Source organism: Rhizobiaceae bacterium (assembly GCA_023953845.1).
GTDB lineage: Bacteria > Pseudomonadota > Alphaproteobacteria > Rhizobiales > Rhizobiaceae > Arvimicrobium.
This window is the reverse complement of record JAMLJC010000001.1, coordinates 2,846,595-2,860,747: the sequence shown is the minus strand read 5'-3', so window position 1 is coordinate 2,860,747 and position 14,153 is coordinate 2,846,595. Positions and strand designations below refer to the sequence as shown.

12 protein-coding genes are annotated in these 14,153 nt (G+C 64.3%); 4 read left to right on the top strand and 8 right to left on the bottom strand.

Going from position 1 to position 14,153, the window contains the following annotated elements; translation table 11 throughout:
* Positions 1-4 precede the first annotated feature (4 nt).
* The gene (locus tag M9955_13950; GenBank protein ID MCO5082745.1) at positions 5-970 is read right to left on the bottom strand and encodes a LysR substrate-binding domain-containing protein; all 966 of its coding nucleotides are present in this window, start codon (positions 968-970) and stop codon (positions 5-7) included.
* Between the two features lie 329 nt (positions 971-1,299).
* Between M9955_13950 and M9955_13945 the strand changes: the two genes are divergently transcribed.
* The 4 genes from M9955_13945 (at position 1,300) to M9955_13930 (ending at position 6,428) form a co-directional block, all read left to right on the top strand.
* Positions 1,300-2,316, top strand: a complete 1,017-nt coding sequence (locus M9955_13945; protein MCO5082744.1) for a sugar-binding protein — start codon at positions 1,300-1,302, stop codon at positions 2,314-2,316.
* A gap of 167 nt (positions 2,317-2,483) precedes the next feature.
* Positions 2,484-4,019: an ATP-binding cassette domain-containing protein gene (locus M9955_13940; GenBank protein ID MCO5082743.1), complete on the top strand. Its 1,536-nt coding sequence runs from the start codon at positions 2,484-2,486 to the stop codon at positions 4,017-4,019.
* Positions 4,016-5,272, top strand: coding sequence for a sugar ABC transporter permease (locus M9955_13935; GenBank protein MCO5082742.1), 1,257 nt, complete (start codon positions 4,016-4,018; stop codon positions 5,270-5,272). Before M9955_13940 ends, M9955_13935 begins: the two co-directional genes overlap by 4 nt.
* A 166-nt stretch (positions 5,273-5,438) precedes the next feature.
* Positions 5,439-6,428, top strand: a complete 990-nt coding sequence (locus M9955_13930; protein MCO5082741.1) for a GguC protein — start codon at positions 5,439-5,441, stop codon at positions 6,426-6,428.
* Positions 6,429-6,470: 42 nt separating this feature from the next.
* Here M9955_13930 and M9955_13925 read toward each other — a convergent pair whose 3' ends face one another.
* The 7 genes from M9955_13925 to urtB form a co-directional block, all read right to left on the bottom strand.
* Complete coding sequence (locus tag M9955_13925; protein ID MCO5082740.1) at positions 6,471-8,672, bottom strand: VWA domain-containing protein; 2,202 nt, start codon at positions 8,670-8,672, stop codon at positions 6,471-6,473.
* A 10-nt stretch (positions 8,673-8,682) separates the two neighbouring features.
* Entirely contained in the window at positions 8,683-9,477 is a 795-nt protein-coding gene (locus M9955_13920) for a CbbQ/NirQ/NorQ/GpvN family protein (GenBank protein ID MCO5082739.1), read from the bottom strand.
* Between the two features lie 154 nt (positions 9,478-9,631).
* A complete protein-coding gene (locus M9955_13915) occupies positions 9,632-10,666 on the bottom strand; it encodes an aliphatic amidase (GenBank protein MCO5082738.1) in 1,035 nt (344 codons plus the stop codon).
* 27 nt (positions 10,667-10,693) lie between these two features.
* On the bottom strand, positions 10,694-11,389 hold the full coding sequence (gene urtE / locus M9955_13910) for an urea ABC transporter ATP-binding subunit UrtE (protein MCO5082737.1): 696 nt from the start codon (positions 11,387-11,389) through the stop codon (positions 10,694-10,696).
* Positions 11,382-12,146: an urea ABC transporter ATP-binding protein UrtD gene (gene urtD / locus M9955_13905; protein MCO5082736.1), complete on the bottom strand. Its 765-nt coding sequence runs from the start codon at positions 12,144-12,146 to the stop codon at positions 11,382-11,384. Before urtD ends, urtE begins: the two co-directional genes overlap by 8 nt.
* Positions 12,143-13,255 carry an urea ABC transporter permease subunit UrtC gene (urtC, locus tag M9955_13900; protein ID MCO5082735.1) on the bottom strand — a complete coding sequence of 371 codons (1,113 nt, stop codon included), beginning with the start codon at positions 13,253-13,255 and terminating at the stop codon, positions 12,143-12,145. The genes urtD and urtC overlap by 4 nt, the downstream gene beginning before the upstream one ends.
* A gap of 22 nt (positions 13,256-13,277) precedes the next feature.
* Positions 13,278-14,147: an urea ABC transporter permease subunit UrtB gene (gene urtB / locus M9955_13895; protein ID MCO5082734.1), complete on the bottom strand. Its 870-nt coding sequence runs from the start codon at positions 14,145-14,147 to the stop codon at positions 13,278-13,280.
* Between the last annotated feature and the right edge of the window lie 6 nt (positions 14,148-14,153).

The window sequence follows — 14,153 nt, the reverse complement described above, 5'->3', positions numbered from 1 at the left end:
GGCGTCAGCGTATCCGTTCCAGAATGGCGTCATAGAGCGTCTGTGCGGCGGGCGTCAGCGTACGGTTGCGGGCGGTGATGAGGCTGTAAGGCTGCACCTCGATGTCGACATCGAGCGGCAGCACCTCGATGCCGCCGGCGAGTTCCCGGTTGATGAAACGGGCGACTTCCACCGACACTGCGGCGATGGCGTCCGAACGCGCCACCATGACCAGCGTCAGCAGCAGCGAACTCGTGTAGAGCACCCGCTCGGGCAGGTCGACATCGCGCCTGACGAAGAGCTGCTCCAAGGTGCGCCGCAGCAGCGCTCCGGCCGGCTGGAGGACCCAGTCGAAGCCGGCCGTCGCGCCAAGTTCCACCGTGCCGTTGCCCGATAGCGGGTGCCCGCGACGCACGATGAGGCAGGCCTTCTCGATGCCGATGACCCGGCTTTCGAAAAGATTGGGATTCAGTTCCTCGGGAATGCGGGCAATGATGAAGTCGTGGCGGGACGCCAGCAGTTCGCGCGCCAGCACGTTGCTCGCATCCACCTGGACGTTCACCTCCAGCCTCGGATAACGCTGCCGCAACTCCTCGATGGCTGGAACGGCAAGATCGACAGCCGGCGCGGTGACCGCGCCAAGATGGACGGCCCCGCCCCTGCCGCTGCGCAGGTCGGCGATCTCGCGATCCGCCTCGCGCAACTCGATCAGGACGGAACGCGCGCGGCGGGCCAGCGCCATGCCGTAGCTGGTCAGCGCGACGCCGCGCGGCAACCGCTCGACCAACGGCGCGTCGACGATTTCCTCCATCTCCGCGATCATGCGCGAAGCCGCAGGCTGGGAAATGTTCAGGGTCGCCGCAGCGGCGCTGATGCTGCCCTGCTGGTCCAATGCCACCATCATGCGCATGTGCCCGATCTTCAGGGCCATGCTCGGCTTGAGGAACGGGTCGTCGGCACTGCGTCGACGGGCCTGCAGGGCGGTCTTCATACGATCACTCTATTCGATGTTCAAATCGATTTGATATACCAATCCTGATATAGCGGAAACTGATCTTTGCATTTGACTCCCCGCCAGTCGGAGAGCCAATTTGCGGCCACGCGAGGGACGCCTGTCCCCGCGAGGAGAAGCGTACGCGCCAGCAGGAGGATCAATCGGCGCGATCGCGAAATCTTGCACATGCAAACGAACATCAGCCGCGGCGGCACGACCGCGACGCGCTGGTTCGTCTTCAATTTCGACATCCACAGGGAGAAACCACAGTGAACCTTACCAGAAGAACCATCCTCGCGCTTACCGCCGCCGTCGGCCTCGGCGCGATGTCCGTGTCAGCCTTCGCGCAGGACAAGGGCCTGATCGGCATTGCCATGCCGACGAAATCGTCGCTGCGCTGGATCTCGGACGGCGACTCGCTGAAGAGCGCGCTTGAAGCGCAGGGCTACACGGTCGACCTGCAATATGCGGAAGACGACATCCCGAACCAGCTCGCGCAGATCGAGAACATGGTCACCAAGGACGCCAAGGCTCTGGTCATCGCCTCGATCGACGGCACGACGCTTTCGGCCGTGCTCCAGCAGGCGGCGGACAATGGCGTCAAGGTCATCGCCTATGACCGCCTGATCCGCGACAGCGCCAATGTCGACTATTACACCACCTTCGACAACTTCAAGGTCGGCGTGCTCCAGGCGGAATCGCTGCTGAAGGGCCTCGGCTACCCGGAGAAGCAGGGTCCGTTCAACATCGAGCTGTTCGGCGGCTCGCCTGACGACAACAACGCCTTCTTCTTCTACGACGGCGCGATGAGTGTGCTGCAGCCGCTGATCGACAAGGGCGTGCTGGTCGTGAAGTCGGGCCAGACCGGCATGGAGAAGGTCGGTACGCTGCGCTGGGACGCGGCGGTCGCACAGGCCCGCATGGACAACATCCTGTCCGCCAACTACTCCGACGGCAGCCGCGTCGACGCGGTTCTGGCTCCGTATGACGGCCTGTCGCGCGGCATCATCTCGTCGCTGCGCGGCGTCGGTTACGGCACCGCCGACCAGCCCTGGCCAATCATCTCCGGCCAGGACGCCGAGACGCCGTCGATCAAGGCGATCATCGCCGGCGAGCAGTATTCGACGGTGTTCAAGGACACGCGCGAGCTGGCAAAGGTGACCGCGAAGCTCGTCGACGACGTGCTGTCGGGCAAGGAGCCGGAGATCAACGACACCAAGACCTACAACAACGGCGTCAAGGTCATTCCGTCCAACCTGCTCGTCCCGGTTTCTGTCGACAAGTCCAATTACCAGGCGATCGTGGTCGACTCCGGCTACGTGAAGGCCGAAGAACTTCAGTAAGCAATCAGGACTTGCCATCCTCCCGGTCCCGGGGAGATGGTGAGGCTGAACGAACGGTGGTGACCGCGGGCGCGCGGTCACCACGCAACGCCGGCGCCGTTTTCGTCGTCGATAGGGCGGCCGGCTGAGCGGGAGGCGCAGTCTTGACCGAGGACATCATCCTTGAGATGCGCGGCATCACCAAGACGTTTCCGGGCGTGAAGGCGCTCGAGAACGTCAATCTCAGGGTGAAGCGCGGCGACATCCACGCCATTTGCGGCGAGAACGGCGCGGGCAAGTCCACGCTGATGAAGGTTCTCTCCGGCGTCTACCCTTACGGCACCTATTCGGGCGACATCCATTTCGAGGGCAAGGAGTGCCGCTTCACCGGCATCCATGACAGCGAAAAGCTCGGCATAGTCATCATTCACCAGGAACTGGCGCTGGTGCCGATGCTTTCCATCGCCGAGAACATGTTCCTCGGCAACGAGCAGGCAACCGCCGGCATCATCGACTGGAACAAGGTCCGCCGCCGCGCCGGCGAACTGCTGCGCAAGGTCGGGCTGCGCGAGGACCCGGATACGCTCGTCACCAATATCGGGACCGGCAAGCAGCAGCTGGTCGAGATCGCCAAGGCGCTGGCCAAGGACGTCAAGCTGCTCATCCTCGACGAGCCGACCGCCTCGCTCTCGGAGAAGGACAGCCAGGCGCTTCTGGACCTGCTGCTCGAATTCAAGGCGCAGGGCATGACCTCGATCATGATCTCGCACAAGCTCAATGAGATCCGCCGCATCGCCGACCAGATCACCGTCATCCGCGACGGGCAGTCCATCGAGACGATGGACAAGGCGGACATCACGGAGGACCGCATCGTCACCTCGATGGTCGGCCGGACGCTGGAAAACCGCTATCCGCCCCGCACGCCGAAGATCGGCGAGACCATCTTCGAGGTGAAGAACTGGTCGGTCCACCACCCGATCCACCCCGAGCGGCAAGTCATCAAAAACGTCAACCTCAGCGTCCGGAAGGGCGAGGTCGTCGGCATCGCCGGGCTGATGGGAGCCGGCCGCACGGAATTCGCGATGAGCGTGTTCGGCAGGAGCTATGGCGTCAACATCACCGGCGAGATCTTCCTGCACGGCAAAAAGGCCGACACCTCGACCGTCAACAAGGCAGTGGCGGCGGGGCTCGCCTACGCGACCGAGGACCGCAAGGTCTACGGCCTCAACCTTATCGACCACATCAAGCACAATGTGACGATCGCCAACCTGCCTGCCGTCGCGTCGAAGCTCGGCGTGATCGACGACATGGCCGAGCTGAAGATCGCCAACGAATATCGCCGCAAGACCAATATCCGGTCGTCCTCGGTCTACCAGATCGCCGGCAACCTGTCCGGCGGCAACCAGCAGAAGGTCGTGCTGTCGAAATGGCTGTTCTCGAATCCGGACGTGCTCATTCTGGATGAGCCGACGCGCGGCATCGATGTCGGTGCAAAATACGAAATCTACACGATCATCAACAAGCTGGCCGAGGACGGCAAGGGCATCCTGCTGATTTCGTCCGAGATGCCCGAACTGCTTGGCATCTGCGACCGCATCTATGTCCTGAACGAGGGCCGCATCGTCGGCGAGATGCAGGCGGCCGAGGCGAGCCAGGAAAAGATCATGCGGGCCATCGTGCGGGGCGAGGGGCGCGACGAACAGCTGGAAAGGGCAGCTTCATGAGCACCGATACCGCCGCTCCCATGACGAGCGCCGCCAAGGCGTCGGCGCGCGATGCGATCAAGGCCAACCTGCGGGAATACGGCCTGATCATCGCGCTTATCGCGATCATGGTGTTCTTCCAGTTCACGACGAACGGCGTGCTCTTCCGCCCGGTGAACCTCACCAACATCGTGCTCCAGAACTCCTACATTATCGTCATGGCGCTTGGCATGCTGCTGGTGATCGTGGCCGGGCACATCGATCTTTCGGTCGGCTCGGTAGCGGGCTTCATCGGAGCGGCGGCGGCCGTGCTGATGGTCGATTACGGCTTCAATCCCTTCGTGGCGGCGGTCCTCTGCATCGCGCTCGGCGCCGTCATCGGCGGTGTGCAGGGCTACTTCGTCGCCTATATGAAGATCCCGTCATTCATCGTGACGCTGGCGGGCATGCTGGTGTTCAAGGGCCTGCTCCTTTGGCTGCTCGGCGGCCGGTCGCTCGGCCCCTTCCCGACCGAATTCCAGATGCTCTCGGCAGGCTTCATCCCTGATTTCTTCGGACCCTGGACGATCGTGGAGCCTACGCTCAACGCTTCCGGCGGACCCACGCCCGGCACCGGCATCGTGCTGCATGCGACAACGATGATCATCGGCGTCCTCATCGTCGCGCTGATGATCTTCTTTGCCCTGAAAAGCCGGCGCAACCGCGAGAGCCACGGCTACGAGGCCGAGCCGTTCGGCTTCTTCATCGTCAAGAACATCGTGCTCGGCGGCATCATCCTGTTCCTGATGTACAAGTTCGCGTCCTACAAGGGCCTGCCGAACGTGCTGATCGTGATGGGTTTTCTGATCGCCGGCTTCGTCTTCGTCACCAAGCGCATGACTTTCGGGCGACGCATCTACGCCATGGGCGGCAATATCAAGGCGGCGGCGCTTTCAGGCATCAACACCGAAAGGCTGACCTTCTACGTCTTCTCCATCATGGGCGCGCTGGCGGGTCTTGCCGGCCTCATCTATGCCGCGCGCCTCAACCAGGCGACGCCCAAGGCGGGCGCCGGCATGGAACTCGACGTCATTGCCGCCGTCTTCGTCGGCGGCGCGTCGGCCATGGGCGGCGTCGGCGAGGTGGCGGGCGCCGTCATCGGCGCCTTCATCATGGGCGTGATGAACAACGGCATGGGCATCATGGGCATCAACATCGACTGGCAGCAGGTCATCAAGGGCCTGGTGCTGCTCGGCGCCGTCGCTTTCGATCTCTACAACAAGAAGAAGGCCTGACAGGCCCGACCGCCGCGCATTTCAGCGGCCCGACGAAAAATTCGACCGGTTTGGCTCCGTCCGGCGACGGGCGGGCTGGTGCATCTGTGCGCCCGAACTGCGGCTGGAGGAGAAGTTCGAGCGGCCCGACGTCGACAGGAGACGCGCGGCCGGTGACGAGGAAGATATGCTCATCTCACAGGTGATCGAGGGTGAATCCCTTCTGGTCGCGGTACGGGAAGCGGGCAAGGCCCGCATCCTCAATGGCCAGCGTACCGTCTACTCGCTGGCGCTGGAGGCGGCCCGCAGCGGCGTTCCTCTCGCCGCGCTGATCGACAGGATCGGCGTCGGGCGCGTCGTGGATCTCGATGCAGCCTATCGCGACGGAAGGCTCGCCTCGCCGATCATCCATCCCGATCCGACCCATCTGCACCTCACCGGGACCGGGCTGACCCACGCGGACTCTGCGGAAGCCCGCGACACCATGCACAGGCAGGTCAGCGAGAGCGCGGACGGCGCGCCGACGGATTCCATGCGGATGTTCCATATGGGGCTTCACGGCGGCAAGCCTGCCGACGGTTCGGTGGGCGTTCAGCCCGAATGGTTCTACAAGGGCAACGGCCATATGACGGTCGCGCCGGGCGGGCCGCTGCCGTCACCCCATTTCGCGCTGGACGCGGGAGAGGAGCCCGAAATCGCGGGCATCTACGTCATCGGCGACGACGGCACCCCGTTCCGTGTCGGCTTCGCGCTCGCGAACGAGTTTTCCGACCATGTCATCGAAAAGGCGAACTATCTGTGGCTCGCGCATTCGAAACTGCGGCACGCCTCGTTCGGTCCTGAAATCCTTGTCGGCGCTCTGCCGGCAGACATCCGCGGCAGATCACGCATCTCACGCGGCGGCCGCACGATCTGGGAGAAGCCGTTTCGCTCGGGCGAGGACAACATGGCCCATTCGATCGCCAATCTGGAGCACCACCACTTCAAATATGCCGTGTTCCGACGGCCGGGCGACATTCACGTCCACATGTTCGGAGCCGGCGCAATGTCCTTCACGGACGGAATCCGGACGGCGGTCGGGGACGTGTTCGAAATCGAAGCCGATATCTTCGGCCTGCCCCTGCGCAACATCCTGGCGAGAGAACCCGAGGCGAGGATCGAGGTCAGGGCGCTGTGAGCATGCGACCGGCGGCCGATCGTCCAGGCCGTTTCGCCACTCCTATCCGCGCAGGCGCAGATAGAGCGCCGGCAGTTTTTCCGGCAGGCTGTCGATGGAATTGATGTGGAGCGAACCGCGCCGCCCGAAAATGCGCTCCGCATAGGATTCCGCATCCGAGTCCAGCGCGACGCAAAACACGTCGACGCCTTCGCGCCGGAGTTCATGCACGGCCGCCCGCGCATCCTCGACCAGATACCGGCGGTCGTCCACATCGACGTCGGATGGTTCGCCGTCCGTGACGATCAGCAGCAGGCGACGATAGGATTTCTGCCGGGCGAGATCGTTGCGCGCGTGGCGGATCACCGGACCCAGACGGGTGGAAAGATCGCCGGTCAGGCCGGCCAGCCTGCCAAGGGCGAGATCGCCGAAAGGCTGTCCGAAATCCTTGATCCGTGTGTAGCGCACGTCTTCCCGCGTGTTCGAGCAGAACGCGGCCACGGCAAAAGGATCGCCCAGACCATCCATGGCCCGCGCGAGGAACGACGCCGCGAGACGCTCCACGTCGAGCACGCCGGCCGATGAACCTCTGACCCGATCTACCGTCGACCGCGACACATCTATCAGCAAGAGCACCGAGATGTCGCGCGCGCGGCGTTCGTAACGGCCGTAGACGCGCGTGTCCGGCGGCTCGCCGGCGCGGCGGGAGATCATCGCCGCGATGCTGGCATCCATGTCGAGGAACTCGCCCTCCGGCTGACGCCTCACCCGCTGCTGGCGGCTGACGCGGGACGCCCGGATCAATGCGGACAGGCGTTCGACAAGGTCTGAACGGGTGTCCCGCAACATGGCGACCGCGCCTGCCGATCCCATCCGCGCGGGAAGTTCCCGCACCGTGCACCATTCCGGCCGGTACTGGCCCGTCGCGTAATCGTATTCGGGATAGCGGGCGACGGTGACGCCGTCGTCCTCGTCCGCCGGGCGCAGACGACCGGCCGCCGCGCCGGGATCGTCGCTCTCCTCGCGCCGACCGTCCTCGCCAGCCTCCTGCCGCATGACCGCGCCGTCGACCATGGCTTCGAGTTCGACGGGAGACTGCTCCTCCGCGCCGAAATCCCAGATGCCGAGATTGTCATCGCGATAGGCGGGTTGGACGACATACGTCTTCGCGTCGAACTGCAGCCGCATCTGGCCGATGTCGTTGCCGAGCAGGCCACCGATCCTGCGGCTGAGCTGCTGGTCCCCGCCATCCGTCGAGACCGCTTCCTCGAACAGCATGCGTCCCTTCTCCACCCAGCCATGCGGATCGGCATAGTCCGGATCGAGCAGCGCCCGCGAGAGGCGCGCCATGAGCGAGATCGCGACCGGCGGGCCTTCCGGGCGCGCGACATGGAACCTCGCCCATAGCCGACGCAGACCGGGCATCATGCCGATGGCGAGGCGTTCGACGCGGGCGTCCTCGACGAGCGAGACCAGCGCTATCTGCAGCGGCTTCAGGCCGGCGGCCGGGAATTTCGCGCGGGTGAAGCGGTGATGCGCGCCGACATGGGCGAGCGCCGCCCGGTACAGCATCTTGGCGTCTTCCAGCGTGAAACCCGGAAAAGACGCCGGCACGCGTATGGCGCCACCGCTGAAACCCGTCCGGCGACGCAGATGCTCCGGCGCGTCCGCCGGTGTCTCGACAAGAGGCGGATGGATGTTCCATAGCGCTCCGAGATAGGGCTTCAGGCCCGGGCGCAGATCCGCGAAGCCGTTTCCTACGCGCCGGTCGAGGAACCGGAGCGCCTCTGCGCTCTGCAACGAAAAGAAGGCATTGCGTCGCGCGGCATCGTCGCGTCCAATGTTCAGCCCCATTCGCACGAAGGCCGTGAACGAGGCGATGTCGAGGCTGGAGAGCAGCCGGCCGGTGTGTTCGAACAGCAGCGTGAGAATGTCCGGCGCCTGTCTGGCAATGGTCTCGACCACCTCCAGCCAACGGGCCACCAGCGCAGCATCGGGCAATTGCCGCGCCGCCTCCAGCGCGGCGGAGGGGAGCAGCGCCGCCGCGCGACGGCCGCCGCGTATCGCGACATGGGAAATCGAGGAGGCGAGATCGGCGGCGATGGCTGACCCGGCCTGACTCGTCAGGATCGGCGCGGCGCGCGCATAGGCCTGATAGACATTATCGCCGTAGCCGGCCTGCTCGATGCGGCGCAGCGCAGCCTGCAATCCCGCGTCCCGTTCGGACGGGATGGCCGTGACGCCGGGGCCGGTGACGGTGTTCATCGCGGCATCGTCACAGGCAGGCAGCGATCGCCCCGGTGAGAGCGTCGCGCAGGTCGGGATCGTCCGTGATCGGCACCACCATGGCGACCTGACACGCTTGAGCCGGCGGAATGCCGTTTGCGATCAGGTGTCCGGCATTGATCAGCATCCGGGTGGAAGCGCCTTCCTCCAGTCCCTGCCCGCGCAGGTTGCGGGAACGTTCAGCGATACGCACCAGCGTCTCGGCAACGCGCTTTCCGACGCCGGCCTCCCGCATCACGATCTCGGCTTCGACCGCTGGGTCCGGATAGCTGAACGCGATGGCGCCGAAGCGCTGCTTGGTCGATTCCTTCAGATCCTTGAGCACGCTCTGGTAGCCGGGGTTATAGGAGATGACGACCTGAAAATCAGGATGCGCGGCGACCACCTCGTTCTTCTTCTCCAGTGGCAGGATGCGGCGGTCGTCGGTCAGGGAGTGAATAACGACGGTAGTGTCCTGCCGGGCCTCGACGATCTCGTCGAGATAACAGATCGCGCCGTAGCGCACCGCCAGCGTGAGCGGACCGTCGTGCCATACCGTTCCGTCGGCATCGAGCAGATAGCGGCCGACAAGGTCGGACGCCGTCATGTCCTCATGGCAGGATACGGTGATCAAGGGACGCCCGAGCCGCCAGGCCATGTGCTCGACAAACCGCGTCTTGCCGCAGCCTGTCGGACCTTTCAGCATGATCGGCATACGGCTGCGGTAGGCCGCCTCGAAGAGCTCGATTTCCCGGTCGACCGCGCGATAATACGGCTCGCCGGTGATGCGATAGGCATCCAGCATGGTCACGTCTCACTTCTGAATGGACGCCGGGAGGTGCGACAGCGCGCATCACCGTTCCGGCGGCTTCCTGAGCTTGCCGCCGCAACGTCTCTCGTCGACCGTATCTATTCTGCATGGCCTCCAGCGCCTGGGCGCTAGAGGCCTCGCGGGTCCGTCAGCGGTGAGCGGATGCGTGCGGGATTCCGTCTATCGGACATTCGTCCGTGCCGACGGTGGAACGCGTGAGCGCCTCGACCATCTCGCGCGTGCCGTCCGGATCGTTCACCCACTTGGCGTAGAAATTGTACGGGCAGGATGCGACACCCCTGTCCCCTTCGCCGGAGTTGATCATGCCGGTATAGCCGCGGTGCAGCAGCTTGAAGAGGTGGTTCTGCGACTGGCCGTTGCGCCGCGCATCGCGGATCGCGGAGACCGAAAGCTGCGCATACTGGATGCCGTTCTCCTCGGTGCCGCATTCGCCGAGCGTGCGGCCGTCGAAGCCGATGATCGCCGAATGGCCGAAGTAGGAGTAGACGCCGTCGAAGCCGGACGCATTGGCGACAGCCACGTAGACGTTGTTCGCCCAGGCCATGGACTTGGAAATCTGCACCTGCTGTTCCTTGGCCGGGTACATGTAGCCCTGGCAGCGGATGATGAGTTCGGCGCCACGCATCGCGCAGTCGCGCCAGATTTCCGGATAGTTGCCGTCGTCGCAGATGATGAGGCTGATCTTAAGCCCCTTCGGCCCTTCCGACACGTAGGTGCAGTCGCCGGGATACCACCCCTCGATCGGCACCCAGGGCATGATCTTCCGGTATTTCTGGACGATCTCGCCCTTGTTGTTCATCAGGATGAGCGTGTTGTAGGGCGCCTTGTTCGGGTGCTCCTCGTGCCGTTCGCCGGTGAGCGAGAACACGCCCCAGACATTGGCCTTCTTGCAGGCCTCGGCAAAGATCGCGGTTTCGGCTCCCGGGACCTGCGACGCGGTCTCGTACATCTCCTTGGAGTCATACATGATGCCGTGCGTCGAGTATTCCGGGAAGATGACGAGATCCATGCCGGGCAGGCCGACCTTCATGCCCTCGATCATCGACGCGATGTTGCGGGCATTCGCCAGCACCTCCTCCTTCGTGTGAAGGCGAGGCATCTTGTAGTTCACGACCGCAACGCCGACCGTGTCTTTGCTGCTGGTGATATCGCCATGGTACATTTCAGTCCTCCTTCTGGAAACGATGCGTCAGACGACGAGATGGCGGTGGATGAGTTCATCGCTGAGCGCGGAGATGTCGTCCGACACCGCCACGCTGCCGCGATTGAGGATCGCGAAGCGGTGGGACGCACGCCGCGCGAATTTGATGTTCTGCTCGACCAGGATGATCGCGAGGCCGTGCTTGCGGTTGAGATCGATCAGCACGTCCTCGATCTGCTCGACGATGTTCGGCTGGATGCCTTCGGTCGGTTCGTCGAGGAGCAGGATCTTGGGCTGGGAAAGAAGCGCGCGGCCGATGGCGAGCTGCTGCTGCTGTCCGCCGGACAGGTTGCCGCCGCGCCGGCCCAGAAACTCCTTCAGGATCGGGAATAGCTCGAAGATGTGGTCGGGTATGGTCCCCGATCCGTTTTCGGCGGCGAAGGTCCCGAGCAGCAGGTTCTCGCGCACCGTGAAGTTCGGCAGGATACCCCTGCCCTGCGGAACGTATCCCAGTCCCGCCTTGGCGCGCTTGTGCGTGGGCAGGTTGTTGATCTCGCCGCCGTCGAGGCGGATCGAGCCGGCGCAGCGCGACATCAGTCCCAGAATAGTTCGCAGCAGCGTCGTCTTGCCGACGCCGTTGCGGCCGAGAACGGTCAGGAACTCGCCCTGACCGACGGTGAGGGATACGGACTGGAGCGCGCGACTGCGACCGTAGAAGCCGTCAACATTCGTGAGCTCAAGCATGGCCGATGCCTCCCGATCCGAGATAGGCTTCGCGGACGCGCTCGTCTTTCGACACCTCGTCCGCCGTGCCCTGTGCGAGCAGCCTGCCCTGGTGCATGACCGAAATGGTTTCGGCGATGTCGCGCACGAAACCCATGTCGTGCTCGACGACGATCAGCGTGTGCTGACCGCGAAGCTGGTTGAAGAGTTTCGCCGTCTTGTCGGTCTCGTGCGCCGTCATGCCGGCGGTAGGCTCGTCCATCAGGATCAGCGCGGGGTCCTGGGCAAGCACGAGCGCGATTTCCAGCCATTGCGTCTGGCCGTGCGACAGGTGGGCCGCCTGCGTGTCGAGCTGATCTTCCAGCCCGACAAGAGCCGCGAGTCGCTCCAGCCGGTCGGCTTCGGCGCTGCCGCCGAACCGGAACAGGTTGCGCAGCACGCCCGGCTCGCGCGAACAGCCGATATCGAGGTTTTCGCGTACCGTCAATTCGCGGAAGACGCTCGGCACCTGGAATTTGCGGCCGATGCCGCGCCGCGCCATCTGGAACTCCTTCAGTTCGTGGATCGGCTGTCCTTTGAAGGAGATTTCGCCGGAGGTGATCCGCGACTTGCCGCAGATCAGGTCGAGCGTCGTGGTCTTTCCGGCGCCGTTCGGACCGATCAGGCAACGCAGTTCGCCCGAGGCCACTTCGAAATCGAGGTGGTCGACAGCGACGAAGCCCTGAAACGAAACGGTCACGTCCTTCAATGCCAACAGGCGTTCGCGCGGCGTGGTCATATCGCGCCCCCCGCATGCGCCGTGGATTTGGAAACCCGCGCGGTCGCCGGCCGCGCCCTGAAACCGGCGCGACGCGCGAGGATCTCGAACGCGCCGGCCAGCCCCTTCGGCATGAACAGCACGATCAGCACGAACAGCGCACCCATGATGAGGGTCCAGGTTTCGAGGAAGGTTTCGGACTCCGACAGCGCGCCCTGGACGCCGGTGACGAGTAGCGCGCCCAGCATCGCGCCGAGCAGGCTCTGCCGCCCGCCGACCGCGACCCAGATGACGATGGAGAGGCTGAGCGGCACGCCGAGGAAGGTCGGCGACGCGAACTCCATGACGATCGTGTAGAGCATGCCCGCCAGACCGGCGATGGCGGCGGAGAAGGCGAAGACGAAGGTCTTGTAGCGCGCCACGTCGTAGCCGAAGAAGCGCACGCGCTCCTCCTGATCGCGGACCGCCTGAAGGATCAGCCCGGTCTTGCTGCGGGAAACCGTCAGCGCGAGAAACAGCGAGAACGTCAGGCAGATGGCGACGAGGTAGTAGGTGGAGGCGGAATAGGCGTCGAACGTCAGGCCGAAGATGTCGAACTGCGCCAGATCGGTGATGCCGTTGAAGCCGCCCGTGTAGCTCTGCTGGTCGATGATGATGAGATTGACCACCACCATTGCGGCGAGCGTGATGATGGCCGCATAGACGCCGGCGACGCGGCCTCCGAACATGAACCAGCCGAGCAGCGCGGCGAAGAGCGCGGGCACGAGGATGCCCGCCGCGAGCGCGAACGGCATCGAATAGAACGGCCACCATATCCAGGGCAGTTCGGTGACGTTGTTCCAGACCATGAAGTCGGGAAGGCCGTCGCTGCCGGTGTGGATCGGCACGGTCTTCAGCTTCAGGAACATGGCCATGCAGTAGGAACCCAGGCCGAAGGTCATCGCCTGGCCGAGGTTCAGTATCCCCGCATAGCCCCAGGACAGGCTGAGCGCGATCGCCAGCATGCCGAAGATCAGGTAGCGGGCGTATTTGTTGAGCAGGAAGGCGTCGTCGACCACCAGCGGCACGAGCAGGATGGCAAGGCAGACGACGCCGTAAACGAGCAGTTGAGGGGCGGTCTTTCCAGACACTTTTGGAGTTCCTCTCCTTGGCTCAGGCGCGGACGCGCGGGGCGAACAGGCCCTGCGGGCGGAAACGGATGATGATGACGATGGCGAGCAGCACGAGCGCCTTGGCGATGGTGTCGTTGCTGTAATAGGCGATCAGGCCGGAGATCTCGCCGAGCACGCCCGAACTGGCGAGCGTCCCGAGCAGGCTCTGCACGCCGCCCAGCACCACCACCATGAAGGCGTCGACGACATAGGTCGTGCCCATTTCGGGCGAGACGCTCTTCAGGGGCGAGATCAGCGCACCGGCGAGCCCAGCAATGCCCGCGCCGTAGGCGAAGGTCAGCCGATAGGCGCGCGCCGCATTGATGCCGAAGGCCGACGCGATGCCGCGGTTCTGCGTGATCGCGCGCAATTGCAGGCCGAAGGACGTGTAGCGATAGATGTACCAGGTGAGCGCGAACAGGCCGAGTGCGACGCCGAGGACGAAAAGGCGGTAGGCCGAATCCGTGGCGCCGAGAATGTTGACGCTGCCGGAGAGCGAGGGCGGCATCTGCACGTAGCGAAGCTCGCCGCCGGCAGCGAGGCGAACGATCTGCTGCGCCATCACGCCCAGTCCCCAGGTCGCGAGGATGGTGTCGAGCGGCCGCTCGTAGAGATGGCGGATCACCGCCGCTTCGATGAGCCAGCCGAGCAACGCCACAAGGATGAAGATGGGCACGAGACTCGCCAGCAGGCTCCAGCCGAGCTGGGTCTGAAGCAGCCACGCGCAATACGCACCGAGCATGACGAACTCGCCATGCGCGAGATTGATGACACCGGTGACGCCGTAGATGATGGCGAGACCCAGTGCGACGAGCAGCAGGATCGACGACAGGCTCAGCCCGGTCAGAATCTGCGATACGACGAAATCCATTGGCAC